This window comes from Streptomyces sp. NPDC015532, from assembly GCF_043078065.1.
Taxonomy (GTDB): Bacteria; Actinomycetota; Actinomycetes; order Streptomycetales; family Streptomycetaceae; genus Streptomyces.
The window spans coordinates 61111-83363 of the sequence record NZ_JBIBSY010000016.1; the positions used below are offsets into that span (position 1 = coordinate 61111).

General features: G+C 71.1%; 19 protein-coding genes. 9 read left to right on the forward strand and 10 right to left on the reverse strand.

The window, feature by feature from the left end:
* Positions 1–8: 8 nt before the first annotated feature.
* From ACF07B_RS34905 to ACF07B_RS34930, 6 genes are all read right to left on the reverse strand, one after another.
* Positions 9–617, reverse strand: coding sequence for a hypothetical protein (locus ACF07B_RS34905; RefSeq protein WP_369484418.1), 609 nt, complete (start codon positions 615–617; stop codon positions 9–11).
* A complete protein-coding gene (locus ACF07B_RS34910) occupies positions 604–2148 on the reverse strand; it encodes a substrate-binding domain-containing protein (RefSeq protein WP_392181875.1) in 1545 nt (514 codons plus the stop codon). The genes ACF07B_RS34905 and ACF07B_RS34910 overlap by 14 nt, the downstream gene beginning before the upstream one ends.
* Complete coding sequence (locus tag ACF07B_RS34915) at positions 2145–3317, reverse strand: toxic anion resistance protein (protein ID WP_384235292.1); 1173 nt, start codon at positions 3315–3317, stop codon at positions 2145–2147. Before ACF07B_RS34915 ends, ACF07B_RS34910 begins: the two co-directional genes overlap by 4 nt.
* Positions 3314–4402 (reverse strand): hypothetical protein, encoded by a 1089-nt coding sequence (locus ACF07B_RS34920; protein ID WP_392181876.1) that lies wholly within the window; start codon positions 4400–4402, stop codon positions 3314–3316. The genes ACF07B_RS34915 and ACF07B_RS34920 overlap by 4 nt, the downstream gene beginning before the upstream one ends.
* A gap of 222 nt (positions 4403–4624) precedes the next feature.
* Positions 4625–5044: a hypothetical protein gene (locus ACF07B_RS34925; protein WP_369484414.1), complete on the reverse strand. Its 420-nt coding sequence runs from the start codon at positions 5042–5044 to the stop codon at positions 4625–4627.
* Between the two features lie 123 nt (positions 5045–5167).
* The gene (locus ACF07B_RS34930; protein WP_326785792.1) at positions 5168–6379 is read right to left on the reverse strand and encodes a pyridoxal phosphate-dependent aminotransferase; all 1212 of its coding nucleotides are present in this window, start codon (positions 6377–6379) and stop codon (positions 5168–5170) included.
* A gap of 126 nt (positions 6380–6505) precedes the next feature.
* On the opposite strand from ACF07B_RS34930, the gene ACF07B_RS34935 reads away from it, so the two are divergent.
* Complete coding sequence (locus tag ACF07B_RS34935; protein ID WP_392181877.1) at positions 6506–7159, forward strand: hypothetical protein; 654 nt, start codon at positions 6506–6508, stop codon at positions 7157–7159.
* A 288-nt stretch (positions 7160–7447) separates the two neighbouring features.
* The gene (locus tag ACF07B_RS34940; RefSeq protein WP_392181878.1) at positions 7448–8350 is read left to right on the forward strand and encodes a serine protease; all 903 of its coding nucleotides are present in this window, start codon (positions 7448–7450) and stop codon (positions 8348–8350) included.
* 20 nt (positions 8351–8370) lie between these two features.
* Here the strand turns inward: ACF07B_RS34940 and ACF07B_RS34945 are convergent, their stop codons facing one another.
* Together ACF07B_RS34945 and ACF07B_RS34950 are read right to left on the reverse strand one after the other, a co-directional pair.
* Positions 8371–9999 (reverse strand): amidohydrolase family protein, encoded by a 1629-nt coding sequence (locus ACF07B_RS34945; RefSeq protein ID WP_392181879.1) that lies wholly within the window; start codon positions 9997–9999, stop codon positions 8371–8373.
* Between the two features lie 95 nt (positions 10000–10094).
* The gene (locus ACF07B_RS34950; protein ID WP_392181880.1) at positions 10095–11372 is read right to left on the reverse strand and encodes an amino acid deaminase; all 1278 of its coding nucleotides are present in this window, start codon (positions 11370–11372) and stop codon (positions 10095–10097) included.
* Between the two features lie 263 nt (positions 11373–11635).
* Between ACF07B_RS34950 and ACF07B_RS34955 the strand changes: the two genes are divergently transcribed.
* From ACF07B_RS34955 to ACF07B_RS34975, 5 genes are all read left to right on the forward strand, one after another.
* Positions 11636–12733: a sugar kinase gene (locus tag ACF07B_RS34955; protein WP_392181937.1), complete on the forward strand. Its 1098-nt coding sequence runs from the start codon at positions 11636–11638 to the stop codon at positions 12731–12733.
* Positions 12730–13497 (forward strand): IclR family transcriptional regulator, encoded by a 768-nt coding sequence (locus ACF07B_RS34960; protein ID WP_392181881.1) that lies wholly within the window; start codon positions 12730–12732, stop codon positions 13495–13497. Before ACF07B_RS34955 ends, ACF07B_RS34960 begins: the two co-directional genes overlap by 4 nt.
* Before the next feature lie 7 nt (positions 13498–13504).
* A complete protein-coding gene (locus ACF07B_RS34965; protein WP_392181882.1) occupies positions 13505–13915 on the forward strand; it encodes a RidA family protein in 411 nt (136 codons plus the stop codon).
* Between the two features lie 171 nt (positions 13916–14086).
* Entirely contained in the window at positions 14087–15610 is a 1524-nt protein-coding gene (locus ACF07B_RS34970; RefSeq protein ID WP_369484407.1) for a GntP family permease, read from the forward strand.
* Between the two features lie 144 nt (positions 15611–15754).
* Positions 15755–16480 (forward strand): hypothetical protein, encoded by a 726-nt coding sequence (locus ACF07B_RS34975; RefSeq protein WP_392181883.1) that lies wholly within the window; start codon positions 15755–15757, stop codon positions 16478–16480.
* A gap of 85 nt (positions 16481–16565) precedes the next feature.
* Here ACF07B_RS34975 and ACF07B_RS34980 read toward each other — a convergent pair whose 3' ends face one another.
* Both ACF07B_RS34980 and ACF07B_RS34985 read right to left on the reverse strand, forming a co-directional pair.
* Entirely contained in the window at positions 16566–17924 is a 1359-nt protein-coding gene (locus ACF07B_RS34980) for a M14 family metallopeptidase (RefSeq protein ID WP_392181884.1), read from the reverse strand.
* Between the two features lie 258 nt (positions 17925–18182).
* On the reverse strand, positions 18183–19868 hold the full coding sequence (locus tag ACF07B_RS34985) for a chitinase (RefSeq protein ID WP_392181938.1): 1686 nt from the start codon (positions 19866–19868) through the stop codon (positions 18183–18185).
* 383 nt (positions 19869–20251) lie between these two features.
* Here ACF07B_RS34985 and ACF07B_RS34990 point away from each other — a divergent pair, with 383 nt between their 5' ends.
* Both ACF07B_RS34990 and cpaB read left to right on the forward strand, forming a co-directional pair.
* A complete protein-coding gene (locus tag ACF07B_RS34990) occupies positions 20252–21133 on the forward strand; it encodes a hypothetical protein (protein ID WP_369484404.1) in 882 nt (293 codons plus the stop codon).
* Positions 21134–21433: 300 nt separating this feature from the next.
* Positions 21434–22147: a Flp pilus assembly protein CpaB gene (cpaB, locus tag ACF07B_RS34995; protein ID WP_369484403.1), complete on the forward strand. Its 714-nt coding sequence runs from the start codon at positions 21434–21436 to the stop codon at positions 22145–22147.
* Positions 22148–22253: the final 106 nt, after the last annotated feature.

Consider the following 22253-nt stretch of genomic DNA (forward strand, 5'->3'; position numbering starts at 1 on the left):
CGGCGAGGTCACTGCGAGCGGCCGCGGTCCTCCAGATAGCGGGTGTGGGACTCCTGGCGCCGTGCCTCCGTCTCCCGCAGTGCCGCGGCGAGCCGGTCCGACTCCTCCTGGAGCACGGTGAGCTGACGCTCCAGATGGCGCTCCGGCGGTTCCGTGCCGGGGGCCAGCCGGGTCCACCACCGGGTGCGGACGAAGGTGTCGACCGCCTCCGGGACGTCCTGGCGCACGGCACGCGACAGGGTGTGCACGCCCTCGGGGTCCTGGGCGAGGATCTCGGCGACCCAGCCCGGATCGAGCAGGGCGGTGAGGATCTCGGTCAGCTCGGTGAGCCGGCCGGCCGCCGCCGGGGGCAGCTCGACGCCGTCCAGATACTCCCGCAGCTTGCCGAAGTCGACACGCAGTTCGGCCAGTTGGTCGGAGGGGTCCGGGAAGCCGGGCGGGGCCGGGCGTTCCGGCGGTGCGATCAGTGCGCCCGCTCCGTACAGACCCGCCACGACGACCGGCCAGTACGGGCCCGCCAGACCGGTGAAGGTCAGCGCGAGTCCGGCGATCCCGCACGCACTGCCGGTCAGGTTCTTGCGCGATTCGAGGAAGCCGATGAACCTACTGGTAGCCACGGATCTCCTCGAAGGCGCCGTCGAGCGAGCCCTTCTGGGCGTCGAAGAGACGGCCGCCGGTCAGGTCGGCGATGTGCTGGAGCTCGCCGCGGTCGGAGTCGCCGAACAGGATGGGGAAGACGGGGATCTCCCGTTGTCCGCCCGGCAGCCGCCGGTAGAAGGCCTCGAAGTCGGACGGGCTCGCACCCCTGGTGTTCTCGCCGTCCGTCATCAGCACGATCGACGTGAACGTGTCGTCGTCGGAGCCCAGATGCCCGTACGCCTTCTCCAGCGAGGTGTAGATCGCGGTGTCGCCGGAGGCGCTCAGGGCGAGGACGTCCTCGTGGATGGCGTCGAGCCCGGTCCGGGGTTCCTCCGGGCGGACGAGATGCGTGCGGACGCTCTTGACGGCCGACCCGAACGGCATCAGCGTCACTTCCTCGCGGTCGCGGAAGTCGCCGGTCAGATTGCCGAGCGCCTTCCTCAGCCGGTCGATGCGCCCGCCGCCCATCGAGCCCGAGGTGTCGAGGACGTACACGGTCCTGGACGGCCGGCGCAGCTTGTTCTCGTACGCGTCGAGCAGCCGGTCGGCGACGGACCGGCTGCCGGGGAAGGGGAGTTCACGCCGGCGGCCGGTGTCGAGCCCGGCCGCCGGGGCGACGGAGGCGATGACCGGGCGGCGGTGCGTCCGCTCGGTGATCAGCTTCTGGGCGGCCGGCGCGCGCAGTGCCTCGGCGAGGCGCCGGACGCCGTCGCGGGTGTCCTTGGAGGTCGCGGCGAGGGAGGAGAGCGGATAGTCCGCCGTCACCACGCCGTCGCGCGGGCGGATGACGGTCAGACCCTTCACGCCCTTGAGGACGGACTCGTAGTTGAGCAGGGCGTCCACGCTGCCGCGGCGTTCGTAGGCGGTGGCCAGCCAGCCGGATGAACCCGACGTCAGCTTCTGCCCCTTGAAGAACTCCTGCAGCCGGGGTGTCGCCCGGGCCACGTCCGCATCCGTGAGCGCCGACTGGGCCCCGGACAGCGCCGAGGCCACCGAGATCAGCGTGGAGAAACCGGAGTTGGAGCGGGCCGGATCGGTCATGCCGTACGTGAGCCGTCCGTCCGCCACGGCCTTCTCCACCTGCGACCAGGTGACGTCGTCCGGTCTCCAGCCGAGGGACCGCACCGTGTCCGGCTTCACGCCGAGGGCCACCGGGCTCGACATGACGGGTGTCTCCGAGACGACCTTCCGCGCGGCTTCCGGGCGCAGACGCAGATAGGCGTCGGAGGAGAGCCACAGGGCGTCGTACCGGTCGTCCGAGGCGCCCCGAGCGATCAGGTCCACGGCGGCGAGGGTGCCCATGTAGGTGGGTCTGACCGTGATACCGGTGTCCCGTTCGATCCGGTCGAGCACCGGCTTCATGTCGCTGAGTTCGCTGGAGGCGAGGATGCGGAGGGTGCCGGGCCGTGGCGCCCCGTCGTCCCCGGACCTCGCTTCTCCCTGGGCCGTGCAGGCCGTGACGGCGAGCAGGGCCAGAGCGGCGCCGGCCGCCCGTCGCAGTGCTCTCATCCCTGCCCGCCGTCCAGGGCGCCCCTCGTCCGGCTGCGCTCCAAGTAGGCGCCGGAGTTCTGGAGTTCGGAGGTCAGGGACTCCACGGTCGCGGCCATCGTCTCGGTCGCCCGGACCTTGTACGTGTCGATCGCGTCGAGGGTGCGGTAGATCTCCTGGAAGGCGGTGCGCAGGGTCTCGGCGCCGACGGCCGGGTCGGCGGCGATGCGCTGGATCTCTCCGCTCTGGGTGGCGAGCATCTCGGCGTTGCCGCGGATGAGGTCTTCCGTCGTGCCGCGCAGGGCGTTGACCTGTTCGACGACCTTGCGCTGGTTGTCGAGCGCGGAGGCGAGCATGACGGAGATGCGCAACGCGGAGACCGTGGTGGTGGCCGCGCGGTCGACGCCCTTGATGAGTTCGTCGTTGTTGCGCCGGACCACGTCCATCGCCAGATAGCCCTGGGCGCACACCGCGAGCTGGGTGAGCAGGTCCTGGTGCTTCTGCCGGACGGGGAAGAGCACGTCGGAGCGGAGCGTGTCGGCCTGCGCGGGGTCGGCGGCGTCGACGCCCGCGATGTGGTCCTCGACCGCCGTGTCCAGGGCCTGGGTGAGCACGACGTACTCCTGGAGCTTGCCCATCGTCTCCCAGAGCCGGACGCGTTCGGTCTGGAGCGCCGCGTTGTCCCGGCGCAGTTCGTCCTGACCGCCGCGCAGCGATCCGACGATCTTGTTCAAAGTTCCTTGTGCGGAGGCGTACTTGGCGACGTGGTCGCGCAGTCTGTTGCCGCCCGGCAGCCGGGACAGGAACTTCCTGCCCTTGCTCGCGGACAGGTCGCGCGGGTCCAGATCCTCGACCACACGCCGGAGTTCGACGAGCGAGCCCGCGACGTGCGACTGGGCGTCCTCGCCCCGGGAGGGCAGGCTGCGGATCGTCCGCTCCAGCATGCGGTTCGACTGGGCGGCGGCGCCGCGCATCTCGCTCGACCCCAGGCCCGCGATCTCCCCGACCTTGCCCGCGAACTCGGGGGACCGGGCGTCCAGGACGGCGAGTCCGTCGATGTACTCCGCGGCGCGGCGCGCCATGTCGTCCCGCACCCCCGGGTCGACGGGGACGAGCCCGCCGGCCTTCTCACGGGGCACGGGGGCCACGGCCTCGGGCGGCGTGAGGGTGAAGGTGTCCTCGGTCGTCACTTGGTCTCCCCCTGGGTTCCGGCCCGGCGTGCCATCTCGCGCAGCACCTTGGAGGCGGGCACGGGCGCCTGCCGGACGCCGGTCAGTTTCTGATTGAGGTACGTGGCGTGGGCCGCGGTCGCCGCCGTGAACTCGGCGGTCGCGCCCTGCGGCCGGAACCCGTGCCGGACGGCGAGCTTGCGCAACGCCGGGTCGCTGCCGAGGAGTTCACCCAGCGCGCGGCCCTCGGGCGTGAGCGGCACGACCGTGTGGTCGCTGTTGGCGGTGGTGTCCGGGTAGAGGACCGTGAGGTCGCCGGCGTCCTGGCCCCCGGCGAGCAGCGCGGCGACCTGCGACTCGTAGACGAGGACGAGCGGATTGCCGGCGCCGCTGACGAAGTCGCCGAACTCGGCCTCGGTGCTGGCCTGCTGGGCGCCCTGGACGCTGATGAGCCGGTGCATCAGGGGCGCGGTGCGGTCGACGGCGTCGTCGTCGGCGGCGACGCGCCCGCCGTCGGCGACATAGGAGGCGGCGGCGAGGTAGAGGGCGCCGGAGTTGGACGCCTCCGGGTCGGTGCTGGCGATGTACAGCGTGCCGGTCAGTTCACCGTGCGCCTCGGCGCCCTTGAGCTGCTGCCAGGTCCGCTCGTGCCGGGCCGCGTCCAGATAGGCGGCCATCTTCAGCGTGCCGCTGTTCTTGGCGAGGGTGGCCAGTCCGTTCACGGCGAGGACCTGGGCCGCGCTGCGGTGGGCCACCACCACGAGGGGCGAGTAGAAGGGCCGGGGCAGCGGCCGGCGGACGTGGTACTTGTCCGCGAGCTCGTCCGCCGGTGTCTGGCTGGATGGGAAGGCGAAGTCGTAGCCCTTGAGGTCGAGGCCCTCCATGGCCCAGGACCCGGAGGTCTCCGTCTTGACGGTGTAGCCCTTGGCGGCGAGGGCCTTCACCACGTCGGGATCGGCGAAGAACTCCGCCTTCTCCGAACCGATCATTCCGTGCACGGTCTTCGTTGCCGTGCCCTTGTCCTGATCATCGCGGCCCGCGACGACGGCTGCTGCCACTCCGCCGATCAACAGGACCGCCAGGACGATTCCCGCGATGCGTCTCACGCCTGGAGCGTGCACCTCGGAATCCAACGGTCCCCGTCCCGGGGGGTGAACACGGGGTGACCACCGGGTCCCGGTACGCAACCGGAGGAGGAGGTGCCGCTGTGCGGGCGGTGTGGAGCCTCGGGCGCGACCGGCAGAGGAGGTGGCACCCGGTCCGCGCGTCGCTTCGAAGGCGCGCGGACCGGGGCCGTACGGGGCCTCGGGCTCGGTGGCCCGGGGGGTTCAGCGGGTGGCCAGCTCGCGGGGTTCGAGGGCCGACGCGTGGGCGTCCATGCGCTCGGCGGAGAGGATCGCCGCGGCCGTGTCGGCACGGGAGGCCGCGACGACCAGGGCGCGGCCCGCGAGGGCGTGGGCCCGCCGGTGGAGGGTGCCGAGGCGCGACGCCTCGGACGTCGCGGCGGCCGCGGTGCGCAGCGGGGCGCCGCCGCGCAGCCGGGTCACCTGCTCGGTGAGCCGCTCGGCGCCGGCGTCCAGGTCGGCGGACGGGGCGACGGCGCGGATCTCGTCCGTGACGGCGAGCAGGGCCGCGAGGTGACCGGCGAGCTGGATGTCCAGTTCCTCCTCGCGCGACCGGTGGGGGAAGTCGGAGGAGGGGGCGCCGGCCATCGTGTGGACCGACTTCGAGCGGATCGGTTCGTACATGGGATGGCCTCCTGTGCCTGACAGGAAGCCATCCTAGCTTGGATTTCGTCTAAAGTTGAGCTGGTTCGCATACTGGGACGCGGCGCACACGCAGGGTGAGCGCCGGGCGCGTCCCGGCGGGCGTCACGGCTGGCCGTAGCCGTCCAGGAAGGTGCCGATCCGGGTCACCGCGTCCGTCAGATCCGCGACCGTCGGCAGGGTGACCACCCGGAAGTGGTCCGGCTCGGGCCAGTTGAAGCCCGTCCCCTGGACGACCATGATCTTCTCGGCCCGCAGCAGGTCGAGCACCATCTGCCGGTCGTCCTTGACCTTGAAGACCTTCGGGTCGAGGCGCGGGAAGAGATACAGCGCCCCCTTCGGCTTCACGCAGGTCACACCCGGGATCTGTGTCAGCAGTTCGTGCGCGACGTCCCGCTGCTCCTTCAGGCGCCCGCCCGGCAGGACCAGGTCGTTGATCGTCTGGCGCCCGCTGAGCGCCGCCACCACTCCGTGCTGCCCCGGCATGTTCGCGCACAGCCGCATGTTCGCGAGGATCGTCAGGCCCTCGATGTACGAGGAGGCGTGCGCGCGCGGCCCCGAGACCGACATCCATCCGACGCGGTAGCCCGCCACCCGGTACGCCTTCGACATGCCGTTGAAGGTGAGGGTGAGCAGATCCGGGGCGATCTTGGCGGTCGCGGTGTGCGTGGCGCCGTCGTACAGGATCTTGTCGTAGATCTCGTCGGAGCAGACCAGCAGGTTGTGGCGCCGCGCGATGTCCGTCAGCCCCCGGAGCATCGCGTCGTCGTAGACCGCGCCCGTCGGGTTGTTCGGGTTGATGATGACGATCGCCTTGGTGCGGTCGGTGATCTTCCGCTCCACGTCCGCGAGGTCGGGCATCCAGTCGGACTGCTCGTCGCAGCGGTAGTGCACGGCGGTGCCGCCGGACAGGGAGACCGCCGCGGTCCACAACGGGTAGTCCGGGGCCGGTACGAGCACCTCGTCGCCGTCGTCCAGCAGCGCCTGCATCGCCATCACGATGAGCTCGGAGACGCCGTTGCCGATGAAGACGTGATCGACGTCCGTCTCGATGCCGAGGGTCTGGTTGTGCATCACGACCGCGCGGCGGGCGGCCAGCAGTCCCTTGGCGTCGCCGTAGCCGTGTGCCGAGGAGACGTTGCGGAGGATGTCCTCGAGGATCTCGGGCGGGCACTCGAACCCGAAGGCGGCCGGGTTGCCCGTGTTGAGCTTGAGGATGCGGTGACCGGCCGCTTCGAGCCGCATCGCCTCCTCAAGAACCGGACCCCGGATCTCGTAGCAGACGTTGGCGAGCTTCGTGGACTGGATCACCTGCATATCCGTGAGCTTACGGCCGAGCGCTACGGGCCGGGGCGTGTTTTTCACCACGCGAGACGTGTCGGTTCCGGCATCTTTGTCCTTCGGCTGCGCCGAACGCCCTGGTGGTCCCTACAATGCGCGATCATGTCCTGGCAGTCCGGAGATCCCGAAGCCCGGCCGACGGTGTACCTCCCGCAGAGCGACGGGGCGACACCTTTGGCCTACGAGACGTACGCCGATCCCGCCGAGGCCCACGGCTGGCGGAAGGCCTACACGGACGGCGACGACACCAGCGTCCTGCCCGTCGTGCCCGGCGATCCGGCGGGGCCGCGGGAGCGGCCGTCGCGCCGCAGGCAGCCCCGCCGCAGCAAGCTGGCCCGGCGCCTTGCCGTGGCCGGGGGTGCGGCGGGCGTCGTCGCGCTCGGCATCGCCGTCTCCGGGGTGTTCGACTCCGGGGCGGCCGGGGGAGCGGGTGGTACGCCCCAGGGCACGACCCGGCCGGTGCACCTGCCCACCGGGCCCGCCGAGACGGACGACGACCCCACCGCGGTCTCCTCCGCGCAGCCCCTCCAGGACCCGCCGGCCACCACGGCCACCGCCCCGTCCGGCACGGCCTCTCCGGGCGCGACCGCGAGCGCCTCCACCCCCGGGAACGCCTCCACCGGCCCGGCGCCCACCGCGTCCGGCGCCCCCACGGACTCCGCCACCACCGTCGGCCCTTCGGCCACCCCGACCGCGTCCGCGACGAGCACCCCCGGCAGGCACGGACACGGCCACGGGCACGGCGGCTGGTCCTAGGAAGCCCCGCCCGGACCGGCCCCGGCAGACCGCCACACCACGAGCGGCGCCCCCCTCTTCCGCCGCGCCCGGCACCACGGCATGCGACGGCCGGGAAGCGGTTCCCGGTGCGCGGGTGACGGCCGGAAACGGCTCCCTATGTGCGGGCGACGGCCGGAAACGGCTCCTTGTTCACTTTTCTCTCTCCCCTCACAATGCGCATGACAACAGACGGCCGGAAGACCTCCGGCCAACGGAAGGCGACCGGATGACCTTCGGTCGCCCCAAGTCGCAAGAGGGGACCCCCACATGAGAAAGCCTCTCGTCGCCGTTCTGTTCGCCCTGGTGCTGTCCGGGGCGGGCGCGGCACCCGCGATCGCGGCACCCGCTCCCCACGCCGTACCCGCTTCCCACCCGGCTCCCGCGCGCGTGTCGGCCTCCGCCGTCACGGCCGGCGCCGAGGCGGCGCCCACCCTCCAGGCCGTCAGCCTGGCCGGGACCGTCGCGCTCAGCAACTGCTCCGGCTCCGTCATCCGCTTCCCCAACTCGGCGGACAGCGCCCCGGCGCTCGTGCTCTCCAACGGCCACTGCCTGGAGACCGGTTTCCCGGACCCCGGTGAGGTGATCGTCGGTCAGTCGTCCAGCCGCACCTTCAGCCTGCTCAACTCGGCGGGCACCAAGGTCGCGACCCTGCGCGCGAGCAAGGTCGCGTACTCGACCATGACCGACACGGACATCACGATCTATCAGCTCACCAGCACGTACACGACCATCAAGAACTCGTACGGCATCAGCGCGCTGACCGTGCAGGACACGCACCCGGTCGCCGGCACCGCCATCACCGTGGCCTCCGGCTACTGGAAGCGGCTCTACAACTGCAGCATCGACGGGTTCGCGTACCGCCTCAAGGAGGGTGACTGGACCTGGAAGGACTCCGTCCGCTACACCTCCGCCTGCAACACCATCGGCGGCACCTCGGGCTCACCGGTCGTCGACCAGTCCACCGGCAAGGTGGTCGCCGTCAACAACACCGGCAACGAGGACGGCGGACGCTGCACGGTGAACAACCCCTGCGAGGTCGACGCGAACGGCACCGTCACCGTCCGCCAGGGCATCAACTACGCCGAGGAGACCTACCAGATCCCGGCCTGCTTCACGACCGGCAACCAGCTGAACCTGAGCGCGAGCGGGTGTGTCCTGCCCAAGCCGTAGGACCGCGGGAGTGCGGGCGGTCACGCCGTTCGGCGGACCGCCCGTCCCGCCAGCACGTCCGTCCGGCGTCCGTCCTCGACGACGAAACGGCCGTCGATCAGGACGTGCGGGATGCCGGTCGGCAGCGTGCGCGGCGCCGCGAAGGTCGAGCCCGCCGCGACCGTCGCCGGGTCGAAGAGGACCAGGTCGGCGCGGTACCCCTCGCGGACCAGGCCGCGGTCGGGCAGCCGCAGCCGGGCGGCGGGCCTGCCGGTGAGACGAGCGACGCACTCCTCCATCGTCAGGACGCCCAACTCCCGTACGTACCGGCCGAGATAGTGCGGGAAGGTGCCGTAGGCGCGCGGGTGTGGTTTGGCGCCGTGCAGGATGCCGTCCGAGCCGCCGGTGTGCACGCGGTGCCGCATGATCGCCCGGACGTTCTCCTCGTGGCCGACGTGCTGGAGGATCGTGGGGCCGAGCCGGTCCTCGACCAGCAGCCGCCGGGCGGTGGTCCAGGGTTCCTCGCCGCGCAGGCCGGCGGACTCCTGGACGGTCCGACCGACGTACGACCCGAGGCCGGGGTCGTTCACGCCGGAGATCTCGATCGTCTCCCACGCGATGGGGACGCCGTGGCAGCCGTCCGCGCCCACGACCTCCATGTGGTGGCGGATCCGTTCGGCGGTGCCGTCGTCCCGCAGCCGGGCGAGCACCGCCTCCGGGCCGCCCACGCCCGCCCAGCTCGGCAGCATCGCCGCCAGCGTGGTGCACCCCGGGGTGTACGGATAGGTGTCGAGGGTGATGTCCGCGCCCTCCGCCAGCGCCTTGTCCAGCAGGGCGAGGAGATCGGGCGCCTTCCCCTCGTTCACCCCGAAGTTCATGGTGGCGTGGGCGAGATGGAGCGGGCAGCCCGCCTCCCGTGTGAGGGTCATCATCTCCTCGTACGCCTCCAGGGCACCCGCCCCGTACGAGCGGTGGTGCGGGCAGTAGTAGCCGCCGTACTCGGCCACCACCCGGCACAGGGAGGTCAGTTCGGCGTCCCGGGCGTACATCCCGGGGGTGTACGTCAGCCCCGAGGACATGCCGACCGCGCCTTCCCGCAGCCCGTCCGCCACCAACCACCGCATCCGGTCCAGTTCCTCGGGAGTCGCCTCGCGGTCCTCCCAGCCGACGGCGAGCATGCGGACGGTTCCCTGGGGGACGAGGTAGGCGGCGTTGACCGCGATGCCCTCGCCGTCGAAGCCGTGGTCGAGCCGGTCCAGGTACTCGCCCACGGAGCGCCAGGTGAAGTCGATGTCGTCACCGTCGCCGTTCCAGCCGGTGATGGTCCGGCGGACCTCGGCGAGCGTCCGGTCGTCGACCGGCGCGTACGACAGGCCGTCCTGGCCGAGGACTTCGAGGGTCACGCCCTGGGCGGCCTTCGCGCTGTGGTCCGGGTCCCGCAGCAGCGCGAGATCGCTGTGCGCGTGCATGTCGATGAAGCCCGGGGCCAGGACGAGACCCTCGGCGTCCAGTTCCCGTGTGCCGCGCGGCCGTTGGCAGCCGGCCGCCGCGGCCTCCTTGACGATCGCGACGATCCGGCCGCCCTTGACGGCCACGTCCGCGCGGTAGGCCGGGGCGCCGCTGCCGTCGGCGACGTCCACGTCCTGGATGACCAGGTCGGCGTGGTCCATGGGGCGTCTCCCGTCTCGGAACGATCGGAAACATGTACGGATCTCCGGCTGAACCCGGGGATGGCTGAACCCGGGGATGGCTGGAAGAGGGATCGCTAGAAGAACGTACGGATGTAGTCGACGACTGTGCCGTCCTGCTCGACCAGCGGGATCAGCTGCCACTTGTCGAACGACGTGCACGGATGGGACAGGCCCATGCCGACCCAGTCGCCGACCTCCAGGTCCGCCTCGGGAGCCGTGCGCAGCCAGGCGTGCTGGTCGGAGAGCTTGCTCACCTCGATGCCGGCCGCCGGGCGTTCGGTGTCGCCGCGGCGCACGACCTGGGCGAAGGGCAGATCGAGGTCGTGGGCCGCGTCCCGCTTGCCGGCGTTGCTGAAGGCCTGCTCGGGGGAGGGGCGCGAGACGACCTGCGACCAGAGGCGGAAGGCCGGGTGCAGGGCGCCCTCCCGCGGGACCCGGGTGAAGGGGGTGATCCTGCGGTAGTGGCCGTCGTCGTGCGAGACGTACGCGCCCGAGCGCAGCAGCTTCAGGACGGGCAGCGAGAGTCCGGGGATCTCCGCGAACACGTCCGCGACCGCGTCGAACCAGGCGCTGCCGCCCGCGCTGACGACGATCGTGTCGACATCCTTGAACCGCCCGGCGGCGTCGAAGGCCGCCGCGAGCGCGGTCAGCCGCCGCAGCCAGGCGTGCACCCGCTCGGGGTTCGCGTCCGGTACCTCGCCCTCGTACCCCGCGACGCCGGCGAGCCGGAGCGTCCCGGCCGCCGCCACCGCGTCGGCGACCGCCTCGCACTCCTCCTCGGTCCGCGCGCCGGTACGGGCGCCCGCGCCCGCGGCGAGTTCGACGACGACGTCCACCGGGCGGGCGCTCCCGCGCAGCGCGGCGTCCATCAGCTCCACCCCGCGCACCGAGTCGACGTAACAGACGAACCGGAAGTCCGGGTCCTCGGCCAGCTCCGCGGCGATCCAGCGGAGGGCGGCGGGGTCGACGAGTTCGTTCGCCAGGAAGATCCGGTCGATGCCGAACTCCCGGGCCACCCGCACCTGGTGGGGGACGGCGAGGGTGATGCCCCAGGCGCCGTGCTCGATCTGCCGCCAGAAGAGCTGGGGCGCCATGGAGGTCTTGCCGTGCGGGGCGAAGGCGAGGCCGTGCCGGGTGGCGTACGTCTCCATGAGTTCGAGGTTGTGGGTCAGACGCTCGGCGGAGAGGGCGAGGACGGGGGTGGTGAAACCGTCCGTGAAGAGGTTGCGGCGCTGGGCGGCCAGCTCACCCACGCTCAGCCCCTCCGCGTCCGGCGGCAGGCCCTTGAAACGGTGGTCGACGCGCTCCGCCGCGAGAGCGGCCAGGGGTGCGGCGGCGGTGTCGGCGCTCATGGGGCCTCCTCGGCCTGTTCGATGTGTTGCATCATGTGCAACGCTCATTGCGTATGTCGTTTCCTGCTGTCTAACATCCCAGCCGACGCACGGTCAACGGTGCCGTCCACCGCCGTCGACCGCCAGAGCGAGGAGCCCCGACCGCCGTGAGCAGCAACGGACCCGCCGACACCGCGCCCCCCGACACCGGCGCGGACACCGGCACGGACACCGCCACCGGTGCCGGCGCAGGCGGCGTCGACGTGGTGGCACTCGGCGAGTCCATGGTCACCTTCCTGCCCACCCGCCTCGGACGGCTCGCCGACGTGCCGTCGTTCGAACGGGGCATCGGCGGCGCCGAGTCGAACGTGGCCTGCGTGCTCGCCCGCGCCGGTCACTCCGTCCGCTGGGTCGGCAGGGTCGGCGCCGACGGGTTCGGCGACCACCTGGTCGAGGCGATCACCGCGCACGGCGTCGACACCTCCGCCGTACGCCGGGACCCCGCCCGGCCGACCGGCGTCTACTTCCGCACCGCGGGCGACCGGGCGACCGAAGCCCACGAAGTCGCCTACTACCGGGCCGGATCCGCCGCCTCCGCCATGACGGCGCGGAACACGGACCTGGCTGCCGCCCGCTCCGGCCGCGTGCTCCACCTGTCCGGCATCACCGCCGCGCTCTCCGACGGCTGTCTGGACCTGATGCGCGAGCTGACCGCCCCCCGCCCCGGCCGCCCCCTCGTCTCCTTCGACGTCAACCACCGTCCGGGCCTGTGGCGCGACCACCCCGAGGGACCGCGCGTCCTGCTCGACCTCGCACGCCGCGCCGACCTCGTCTTCGTCGGCGACGACGAGGCCCGCGACGCCTGGGGACTGCGCGGAGCACACGCGATCCGCGCGGCGCTGCCCGAACCGGACGTCCTGGTCGTCAAGGACGGCAAGGACGGTGCCGTCGTCTTCGACAGGAACACGGACGCGGGCACGGGCCGCGGCACCGGCGGGGCCGAGACGACCGCGAACGCCCTCCGTGCGCAAGGGAGAACCCCCGGGAGCGGCGGCGAGCGCGGCGAGGCCGCCGCCGGTGCCGCCGTCTTCGTCCCCGCCCTGCGCGTCGACGTCGTCGCGGCCGTCGGCGCCGGAGACGCCTTCGCCGCCGGGTTCATCTCCGCCACCCTGCGCGGCCTTCCCGCCCGCGACCGCCTGCGCCACGGCCATCTGACGGCCGCCGCCGCCCTCACCGTCCCGGGCGACCTCGCCGAACCGCCCGCCCGGGGGCTCGCCGACCGGCTGGCCGCTCTCGACGACGCTGCCTGGGAGACACTTCGTCTCGGCCCCGGCTGGACCGCAGCCGACGCACGGGCCGCGGAGGAGGTACGTACGCCATGAGCCAGACCGTCGACCGAGCGCTGAGCATCCTGCCGCTGCTCGCCGAGGGCCCCGCCGACCTCGGCCAGGTCGCCGACCGCCTCGGCGTCCACAAGTCCACGGCCCTGCGGCTGCTGCGCACCCTGCACGAACACGGCCTGGTCTACCGCCAGTCCGACCAGCGCTACCGGCTCGGCGCCCGTCTGTTCGCCCTCGCCCAGGAGGCCGTCGAGAACCTCGACGTCCGCGAGATCGCCCACCCCCACCTCGTCCGCCTCAACGAGAGCTGCGGACACACCGTCCACCTCGCCGTGTACGAGGAGGGCGAGGTGCTCTACATCGACAAGGTGGAGAGCCGCTACCCGGTGCGCATGTACTCGCGGATAGGGAAACCCGTCGCCATCACCGTCGCCGCGGTCGCCAAGCTCCTCCTCGCCGACCTGCCCGAGACCGAGCGCCGTGCCGTCGCCGACCGGCTCGACTACCCCCTCTACACCGCCCGTTCGACCCCCAACGCGCCCGCCTTCCTGAAGGAACTGGCGGCGGTACGCGAACAGGGCTGGGCCACCGACCTCGGCGGCCACGAGGAATCCATCAACTGTGTCGCCGCCCCCGTCCGCGGCGCCGACGGACGCGTCGCCGCCGCCATGTCGGTCTCCGCGCCCAACGTCGTCGTCACCGCCGAGGAACTCCTCGCCCTGCTCCCGCTGGTGCGCCGTACGGCCGACGCCATCAGCCACGACTACTCCGGCAAAGCCCCCACGAAGGAAGACCCGAAGGAATGATCACCGCATGACCGACAAGACCGCCCTCACCCCGAAGACCCACACCACCCCGCCCGCCACGTTCTCGCACGGCGTCCGGAAGGGCAACATCCTCCAGGTAGCCGGCCAGGTCGGCTTCCTGCCCGCCGAGGAGGGCAGGCCCCCGACCCCCGCCGGGCCCACCCTGCGCGAGCAGACCCTCCAGACCCTCGCCAACGTCAAGGCCATCCTCGAAGAGGGCGGCTCCGGCTGGGACGACGCGATGATGATCCGCGTCTACCTCACGGACACCGGCCACTTCGCCGAGATGAACGAGATCTACAACCAGTACTTCGAGGAGCAGGGCCTCACCGCGCCCCCCGCCGCCCGCACGACGGTCTACGTCGGCCTGCCGGCCGGACTCCTCGTCGAGATCGACGTGCTCGCCGTTCTCGGCTGACGTCCCCTCCGGGCTCACGCCCGCGCGACTCCTCCGCAACCCGCGCAACCCGCGCGACTCCCGCACCACGTACGACGTCACGGTGCGGCACCCGGCCACCCCCGGGTGCCGCACCGCGATCCGCCCTGCCCGAAAGCCCCCACGGACTGACGAAAAAGAGGCTCCCCCGACATGTCGTCGTACCCGCTCGCAGCGACAGCCCCGGCCCCGGAGACACCACCGCACACCGGTGGTCTCCTGCTCCTTCTCGACGGCACGGCCGGACTGCTCACGGTCGCCGCCCTCGGTATCGCGCTCCTCCTCTTCCTGATCATCAAGGTCAGGCTCCAGCCGTTCGTCGCCCTGCTCGCCGTCTCCATAGCCGTCGGCCTCGCGGCCGGACTCTCGGTCACCGAACTGTTCGGCACCGTCCAGCGGTCGACCGCCGTGTCCGTCATCGAGACGGGCATGGGCGGCATCCTCGGACATGTCGCGATCATCATCGGACTCGGCACGATGCTCGGGGCGATCCTCGAAGTCAGCGGCGGCGCCGAGGTGCTGGCCTCCCGGCTGCTCGGCCTCTTCGGGGAGAAGCGGGCTCCGCTCGCCATGGGCCTGACCGGCCTGATCTTCGGCATCCCGGTCTTCTTCGACGTCGGCATCTTCGTCCTCGCGCCGATCGTCTACGCCGCCGCCAAGCGCTCCGGCAAGTCCATCCTGCTCTACTGTCTGCCGCTGCTCGCCGGCCTGTCGATGACCCACGCCTTCCTGCCGCCGCACCCCGGCCCGGTCGCCGCCGCCGGACTGCTGCACGTCCAGCTCGGCTGGGTCATCCTCATGGGCATCGTCTGCGGCATCCCCGCGGTGCTGGCCGCCTGGGTCTACGCCGCCTGGATCGGCAAGCGCATCTTCGTTCCCGTACCCCAGGACATGGTCGAGGCCGCGGCCGAGGCCAAGCGGGCCGTCGTAGCCGAACAGCGGGCCGCGGGCGCCTCCTTGCCGGGCGAGGCCGGGAGCTCGGGGGACGGCGCCGAGCCGCGGGAGAAGCCGGTGCCGCTCGCCACGGTCCTCGGCATCATCGGGACGCCACTGGTGCTGATCCTCGCGGCGACCTTCTCCTCGATCGCGCTCGACCCCTCCGTCTTCCGCTCGGTGATCGAGTTCTTCGGCAGCCCGTTCGTCGCCCTCACGATCGCCCTGCTCCTCGCCTACTACCTGCTCGGCATCCGGCGCGGCTGGTCCCGCAAGTCCCTGGAGACGGTGTCGACCTCGTCCCTCAAGCCGGTCGGCAACATCCTGCTCGTGGTCGGCGCGGGCGGGATCTTCGGCGCCGTACTGAAGGCCAGCGGGGTCGCCCAGGCCCTGTCGGACACCTTCAACGACGTCGGCCTCCCGGTGCTCGTCCTGGCCTATCTGATCTCCCTGGTCCTGCGGGTCGCCCAGGGTTCCGCGACCGTCGCGATCGTCACCACGGCCGGCATCGTCGCGCCCCTGCTCACCGAGGGGCATCACTCCCAGGCCTTCGTCGCCCTGGTCATCATGGCGATCTCGGCGGGTTCGATCTTCGCCTCGCACGTCAACGACGGCGGTTTCTGGATGGTGGCCAAATACTTCGGCATCACCGAGCGCGACACCCTCAGGACCTGGACCGTCCTGGAATCGGTGCTGTCCGTCGCCGGGTTCGCCGTGGCCGCCGTGGTCAGCGTCTTCGTGTAGGACCCCTCCGGCCGGCGCCGGCGCCGCCGTACGGCGCCCGCCGGCCCGTCCGTACGGCCGAGATGACTCTCTTCGTGTAACAGAGGCATCGCCAATTCGGGGCTGGCTGTGCTCCGCACAGGATCTTCGACCATACTTCCCGCTGTGGAGCAGCGCATAGGTTCGAAGAGCCAGCCCCTGGACGCCGCCGCGGTGAACCCGGCGTACATCCCCGGGCTTACGTCACCCGTGCCGGCGGAGCCGAAGGACGCGGTCGTGGAGACCGAGGAGGCCGTCGCCGAGGAGACCGTGTCCGAGGAGACGGTCTCCGACGAGACGGTCTCCGACGACGCGGCGTCCGACGAGGCGCCCGCCGCCGAGACCCCGGAGGAGTCCGCGTCCGAGGAGGGGACCGCCATCGAGGCCGACCCGGAATCCGGAGCCGTCCCCGACGGTCCCGTCTTCGAGGCCTCCGACCGGCGTGCCTCGATCAGAGCCGACCACAGCGGTGTCCGGCTGCGCCTGGACGACCAGGAGGCGGAGTTCCGCTGGGACGAGATCGGCGCCGTCGAGACGGAGTCGCCGCGTTTCGGCAAGCGGTTCACCATCACGGTGCACACGCCGGAGCGCCGCTGGTATCCGATCGAGATCGAGGCGAAGGCCCGGGCACGCTTCAAGGAGTGGGAGGAGCAGCTCGACGCCGTCCTGGACGCCTACTTCGAGGACGGCGAGGACGCCGGGGACAGCGAGCACACCGAGGCTGTCGAGGCGTCGGAGGTGTCCGCCGGGTCCGAGGCGCCGGAGGAGTCCACGTCGGACGGCACGGCGGACGGGACCGAGGACGCGGAAGCGGTCGAGGGCAAGGCCGAGGCCGAGGCCGAGAAGCCGTAGCAAGCGGTGAGGGGATCCGCGCGCCCGGGTCAGGAAGGGCACGCGGATCCCCGGTCACCGTCCGGCGTGGCCGGCCCGCTGTCTCCTAGGAGCAGTACTGGGCCGCCTTGCCGATGGACCGGTACATGCAGTCGGCGTTCTCCAGAAGCTGGAGCACCGCGTCCCGGTTGCGGGAGGTCTCCCGCTCGATGACCTCGTCGGGCGGGTAGAAGCCGCCCCCTGAGCTGGACGTCGGGTACATCTCGAAGGTGTAGTCGAAGATCTTCTGGGTGCCCCAGAGATAGTCGTCGATCGAGCCGTCGGTGATGTACAGATCACTGGCCTGCTCGGCCGTGTATCCGTTGCTGGCGGCCATCTTCTGGCCGATGGCCTTGAACGCGGCGGCGTCGTCCGCGGTCATCCCCGTCGCGGTGTCGGCGGTGGTGTACCCGAACGGCCACAGCACCAGCTCGCTGTAGGTGTGGAAGTCGACTCCCGCGGTGATCTGCTGCTTGCCGCCGACGACCCGGCCGCGTACGAAGTCCGCGACCACCTTCACCTCGGGCGCCGACTCGGCAGACGCGCCGCGGTAGGTCTCGGAGGACTTGGAGGACGAAGAGCCCCCGCAGCAGCCCCACTTGTAGTTCCAGTTCCGGTTCAGGTCCGTACCGACGTACGAGGAGCCGGAGTTGGGCTGGCGGTTCTTGCGCCACGAGCGGTACGAGCCGCTCGCGATGTCGTACTCGCCGCCGTCCGGGTTGAGGTCCGGGACGATCCAGATCTCGCGGTTGTTCACCATGTTCGTGACCCGGGAGTCGCTGCCGTAGCCGGCCCCGAGCTCGCGCAGCAGATACAGCGCCATCTCCACCGTGAGGTGCTCGCGGGCGTGCTGGTGGAAGGTCAGCAGGACCTCGGGCTCGCTCTCGTCGGTGGCCACGTTGTCACTGACCTTGATGGCGACGATGTCCCGGCCCTGGTAGGACTTCCCGATCACCCGCTTGTTCATGATGTTCGGGTAGGCCGCGAGCCGCTGGTCGATCTCCGTGTTCATCTCGGCGTAGTTGTGGTACTTCGAGTCCGCCGTCGGGAAATCGAAGAGCCGTACGTCACCGGCTGAGCGGTTGGGCGCGGAGCCCAGCGGCGAGACGTCGTAGCCCTGCCGGCGCAGCGTGGCGATCTGGTCCGCGCGGCCCGATACGACGACGGTCTCCTCGTCGGCCTCGTCCACGGTGACCCCCGACCGCTGGATCTGCGTCCGGGACGCGGAGGTCGAGCCCTGGTGGATCTCGTACTGCCTGACGTCGTCGGACGACGGCGCGAGGACCCTGGCCCCGCTCGCCGTGGCGTCGGTGACGGTGGCGGTCAGGGGAGCCGCGAGGGCGAGGGCCGCGAGGACGGCGAGGGCGGCGCCGCGGCGCCCGCCTCTGCTCTTGCCGTCGGCGCTGCCACGTGGGCGAATTCGCATGAAGTCTCCTTGATTCTCCGTAAAATTCCGGGATCTCCGGAATGTAGGGGAGCGGAGCCGGGGGGCGGCTCAAGGTGACGTGCCTGGTGCGGGTGTGGCGCTCATGGTGAGGGTTATGGCATGAGCAGGTCAAGAGACGACAAAGGGCCGCCGTCGGGAACCGGCCGTGGGGAACGGGGCCGGCCCCGTCCGCCGCGACTGCGGCGAACGGGGCCGGAAGGGGCACCGCCGGGGAAAGGGTGACGAGGCGGTCCTGAACTACAGGGCGTGCACGTGCGGGCCCACCGCGTTCGACCAGGCGTTGCCCGCCGAGGCGTCCCAGTTGGTCGACCAGGTCATCGCGCCGCGCAGGCCCGGGTAGGCCTTGGAGGGCTTGAACGAACCGCAGTTGGTGAGCTTGGTCAGGCAGTCGAGGGCGTTGTTCACGATCGTCGGGGAGACGTAGCCGCTGCCCGCGCCACTGGTGGAGGCGGGGAGGCCGAGGCCGACCTGGGACGCGTCGAGACCGCCCTGGAGCTGGATGCAGGCGAGCGCCGTCAGGAAGTCGACCGAGCCCTGCGAGTAGACCTTGCCGTCACAGCCGAGCATCGAACCGCTGTTGTAGTACTGCATGTTGACGACGGTGAGGATGTCCTTGATGTTCAGGGCGGTCTGGAAGTAGGAGTTCGACGTGGACTGCATGTCGATGGTCTGCGGGGCCATGGTGATGACCAGGGACGAGCCGGCCTTCGCGGACAGCGAGCGCAGCGCCTGCGACATGTAGGTCGCGTTGAGACCGTTCTCCAGGTCGATGTCGACGCCGTCGAAGCCGTACGTCTGCATCAGGGAGTAGACCGAGTTGGCGAAGTTCGTGGCCGACGTCGAGTCGCTCACCGAGATGGTGCCGTTCTGGCCGCCGATGGAGATGATGACCTTCTTGCCGGCGGCCTGCTTGGCCTTGATGTCGGCCTTGAACTGGTCGACGGTGTAGCCGCCGAGCCCGGCCGAGTCGAGCGTGAAGCTCACGGCGCCCGGCGTGCTGGTGGCGTCGGCGAAGGCGACGGCGATGATGTCGTACTGCGACTGCACGGCGGACAGCTTCTGCACGGTCGCGCCGTTGTTGAAGTTCTGCCAGTAGCCCGTCACGGCGTGCGCGGGCACCGTACCGCCGCCCCCGCCGCCGCCCGACGCGGCCGTCGTCCCGGTGACGGCCGACGACTTGGCCGACTCACCGGCCGAGTTGGTCGCGCTGACCTGGAACGCGTACGAGGTGGAGGCGGTGAGCCCCGAGACGGTCGCGGAGGTTCCGCTCACCGACTGGACCTTGGAGCCGCCCCGGTACACGTTGTAGCCGGTCGCGCCCGACACGGTGTTCCAGGCCAGGGAGACCGACGAGGAGGTCGTGCCGGACACGGCGAGGCCCGCGGGGGTCGCCGGGACCGTCGGGGCCGGGTCGCCGCCACCGCCGCCGTCGGGGCCGAACACCGAGAAGTCGTCGGCGAAGTAGCCGGGCTGTCCGTACCAGCCGTGCGTCCAGACCGTCACGGACGTCGTGGAGGCGCCGGTGCTGAAGGTGTTCGTCAGCTGCGTCCAGGTGGTGTTGGGCGTCCAGGTCGACACGTCCGTCGTCCCCGTGCCGTTCACCCCGAGGTAGGTGTACGACCCCTGGACCCAGGCGCTCAGCGTGTACGTCGAGTTGGGCTTCACGGCGACGGACTGGGAGCACTGGGCGTAGTCCTGCCCCGCGGGTGTGCCCTTCAGGGCGGCCGAGCCGCCGTGCACCGGTGAGGAGATGGTCGCGCCGCTGCCCGCCGAACAGGTCCAGTTGCTCAGACCGGACTCGAAGCCGCCGTTCTTGACGTTGTTGATGTCGGCGGCCTGGGCCTGGCCCGCCAGGCCGGTGAGGGAGAGGACGGACGCGGTGACGACGGCGGCGAGGGCTCCCGCCCATCTCCGTCCGGGCATACGGGTGACGCGGTCCACTGGGTCCTCCAGGGGAGAGGTGGGGGAGGGGAGGGGGAACGGAACGGTGGCCACCGCCGGTGGGTACAAGTTGGTCCAGACCAATCTGGTTGTCAAGACCCACGGCGTTCCCAACACCCTTATGAGAGGCCCCAGTTGTTTTGAGACGGCTTACTCTCCGTTGATCACGCCCGCACCTTCGGTGAGATGATCTCGGAGATTCGGTGTTGAGCGGGCCATGCCGTGGATATGGTGCTGATGCAAGAGGGCGCCACCGTGGCGATCCGTGGCCGTCGAAGGAACGGACCGTGACGCTCTATGGCGACAAAGGGGCGATCTGAGGCGGTGGTTGACCACCTCGCCGCAGCGAACGGGGTGTGTGCAGCGTGCCGACCGCGATAGCCGTCACCAGTCCCGATCTGGTGCTCCCACCGCACGACCGGCAGACCCCGCCGGCGGCCGTCCAGCCGCTCGGCACCCTGGAGGACTCCCTCACCGGGATGCACACGCTCATCGAGCAGCACGGGTACGTCATCTCCCTCTACCCGGCCGGCGCCGAGAGCGCTGTCACCCGGCGGCTGCACACCGTCCGCTCCGTCCTGGAGAGCGACCGCATCGCCCTGCTCGCGATCGACCTGCCGCCGCTCGGAATCGCCCTGCTGGCCCAGCAGTTGCGCCAGCTCTCGGTGTGCGACTTCAGCCCAGGCGTGCTCGCCTCCGCCGCCCGGCTGCTCGCGCACTACATCTACGCCGGCGCCCTGCTCGGATCGGTCTCCAAGCTCGACCGGGTCCCGGTCTCCCTGAAGTCGCACGCCAAGTCATGGGTGCCGGGAGCCCAGTTCGCCGTCCTCGCCAATCCGCGTGCCGAGCTGATCAGGGTCGGCCAGGAGGAGCTGCCAGGCCCGGAGTTCGGGACGCGGCTGCTCTCGGCCGCCGGCCAGCCGCCCTCCGACTGGGTCACCTCCACCCTCGCGCCCGCCTGGCAGGTCCAGGGTGCCGCCACCGTCCCGCTGCCCGGGGATTCGGTCCGCTGGTGGGGGACGAACCGGCTCGTCGAATTCGCCGCAGGGCTGTACGACGTCTCGGTCCTCTACCAGCTCGTCTCCTCCGTCCGGCGGGACGAGTGCCGCTGGTGCGGCCTCGAACTCATCGGTGACCGCTGCGGGTTCTGCGCGGCCCCGCTGTCGCCGCCCTCCGCGCACGAGCTTCCGGTCACCACCGTCCGGGCAGCCTCTCCGGTACGCGCCCTGCCCAGAGGTGCCACCTAGGCCTCCTCGGGCACCTCGCGCACACCGGGCGCGACCGAACAGCGCACCAGCACCACCGCACAGCACCTGCGGAGCCGACCGAACAGAGCACAGGTACGACCGCACAGCGCACCAGGTACGACCGCACAGCACGTCAGGCACGACCGCTCAGCGCACCAGGCACCACCGCCCGACCCCGCCGTCCCCGTAGATCGAGGTTGTCCTGAACATGCTGCATCGTCCCGGAGGTCAGCCCCCGGATCCCCGGCAGGAACGACAGCCCGGTCCCCTTTCCGGTACCGCCCCACGAGGTGAGATTCAGTGAATTCGCGCCAGCGCCGCGGCGTCATCCTGCTGGTCCTCTCGGTCCTGTGCGCCCTCGGCGCCTTCGCCGGAGTCCTCTCGGTGATCCGCGACGTGAACTCCAAGGTCGGCCCGGAGGTCACGGCGTACCGCCTGAAGAGCGACATCGCGCCCTACAAGGAGCTGTCGGCCGACCAGTTCGAGAAGATCTCGATGCCCGAGCGGTGGCTGTCGTCCACCGCCGTCACCGACCTCTCCCGCATCCGCGGCAAGATCGCCGTCACCCAGCTGGAGAAGGGCTCCCTGCTGCAGGCCGACATGATCGTGGAAAAGCCCCGACTGGCCGCCGGGCAGCAGGAGATCGCCATCATGATCGACGCCTCGACCGGTGTCGCCGGCAAGATCGACCCCGGCTCCCGGGTCAACATCTACGCCACCTTCAAGGCCGAGAACGACAAGGGCAGGGACCAGTCCAAGGTGATCGTCGCGAACGCCCGCGTCATCGACGTCGGCAAGCTCACCGCCCTGGAACCCGACCAGTCCAGCTCCGACCGGCGCAACAGCGCCGCCCAGGCCGTCCCGATCACCTTCGCCCTCGGTACCGCCGACGCCCAACGCGTCGCGTTCGCCGAGTCGTTCGCCGAACATGTGCGGCTCGCCCTGGTCGCCGGCGGCTCCGACACGATCGTGGCGCCCGGCGACCGTACGTACACCCTCGACGAGGACAAGTAGGAGGCCGCGCATGAGGTCCATGCCCACGGGGCGGCGCCCAGGGCCGCGTACGAGGCCGACCCCCGCGACCCGGACACGGCCGGCGCCGGGCCCCTGGTCCGGGACG

Excerpts from the sequence above, each read along its gene's own strand:
- ACF07B_RS34910 (WP_392181875.1), bottom strand. The coding sequence starts at position 2,148 with ATGAGAGCACTGCGACGGGCGGCCGGCGCCGCTCTGGCCCTGCTCGCC.
- ACF07B_RS34925 (WP_369484414.1), bottom strand. The coding sequence starts at position 5,044 with ATGTACGAACCGATCCGCTCGAAGTCGGTCCACACGATGGCCGGCGCC.
- ACF07B_RS34930 (WP_326785792.1), bottom strand. The coding sequence starts at position 6,379 with ATGCAGGTGATCCAGTCCACGAAGCTCGCCAACGTCTGCTACGAGATC.
- ACF07B_RS34935 (WP_392181877.1), top strand. The coding sequence starts at position 6,506 with ATGTCCTGGCAGTCCGGAGATCCCGAAGCCCGGCCGACGGTGTACCTC.
- ACF07B_RS34940 (WP_392181878.1), top strand. The coding sequence starts at position 7,448 with ATGAGAAAGCCTCTCGTCGCCGTTCTGTTCGCCCTGGTGCTGTCCGGG.
- ACF07B_RS34945 (WP_392181879.1), bottom strand. The coding sequence starts at position 9,999 with ATGGACCACGCCGACCTGGTCATCCAGGACGTGGACGTCGCCGACGGC.
- ACF07B_RS34950 (WP_392181880.1), bottom strand. The coding sequence starts at position 11,372 with ATGAGCGCCGACACCGCCGCCGCACCCCTGGCCGCTCTCGCGGCGGAG.
- ACF07B_RS34955 (WP_392181937.1), top strand. The coding sequence starts at position 11,636 with ATGGTCACCTTCCTGCCCACCCGCCTCGGACGGCTCGCCGACGTGCCG.
- ACF07B_RS34960 (WP_392181881.1), top strand. The coding sequence starts at position 12,730 with ATGAGCCAGACCGTCGACCGAGCGCTGAGCATCCTGCCGCTGCTCGCC.
- ACF07B_RS34965 (WP_392181882.1), top strand. The coding sequence starts at position 13,505 with ATGACCGACAAGACCGCCCTCACCCCGAAGACCCACACCACCCCGCCC.
- ACF07B_RS34970 (WP_369484407.1), top strand. The coding sequence starts at position 14,087 with ATGTCGTCGTACCCGCTCGCAGCGACAGCCCCGGCCCCGGAGACACCA.
- ACF07B_RS34980 (WP_392181884.1), bottom strand. The coding sequence starts at position 17,924 with ATGCGAATTCGCCCACGTGGCAGCGCCGACGGCAAGAGCAGAGGCGGG.
- ACF07B_RS34985 (WP_392181938.1), bottom strand. The coding sequence starts at position 19,868 with ATGCCCGGACGGAGATGGGCGGGAGCCCTCGCCGCCGTCGTCACCGCG.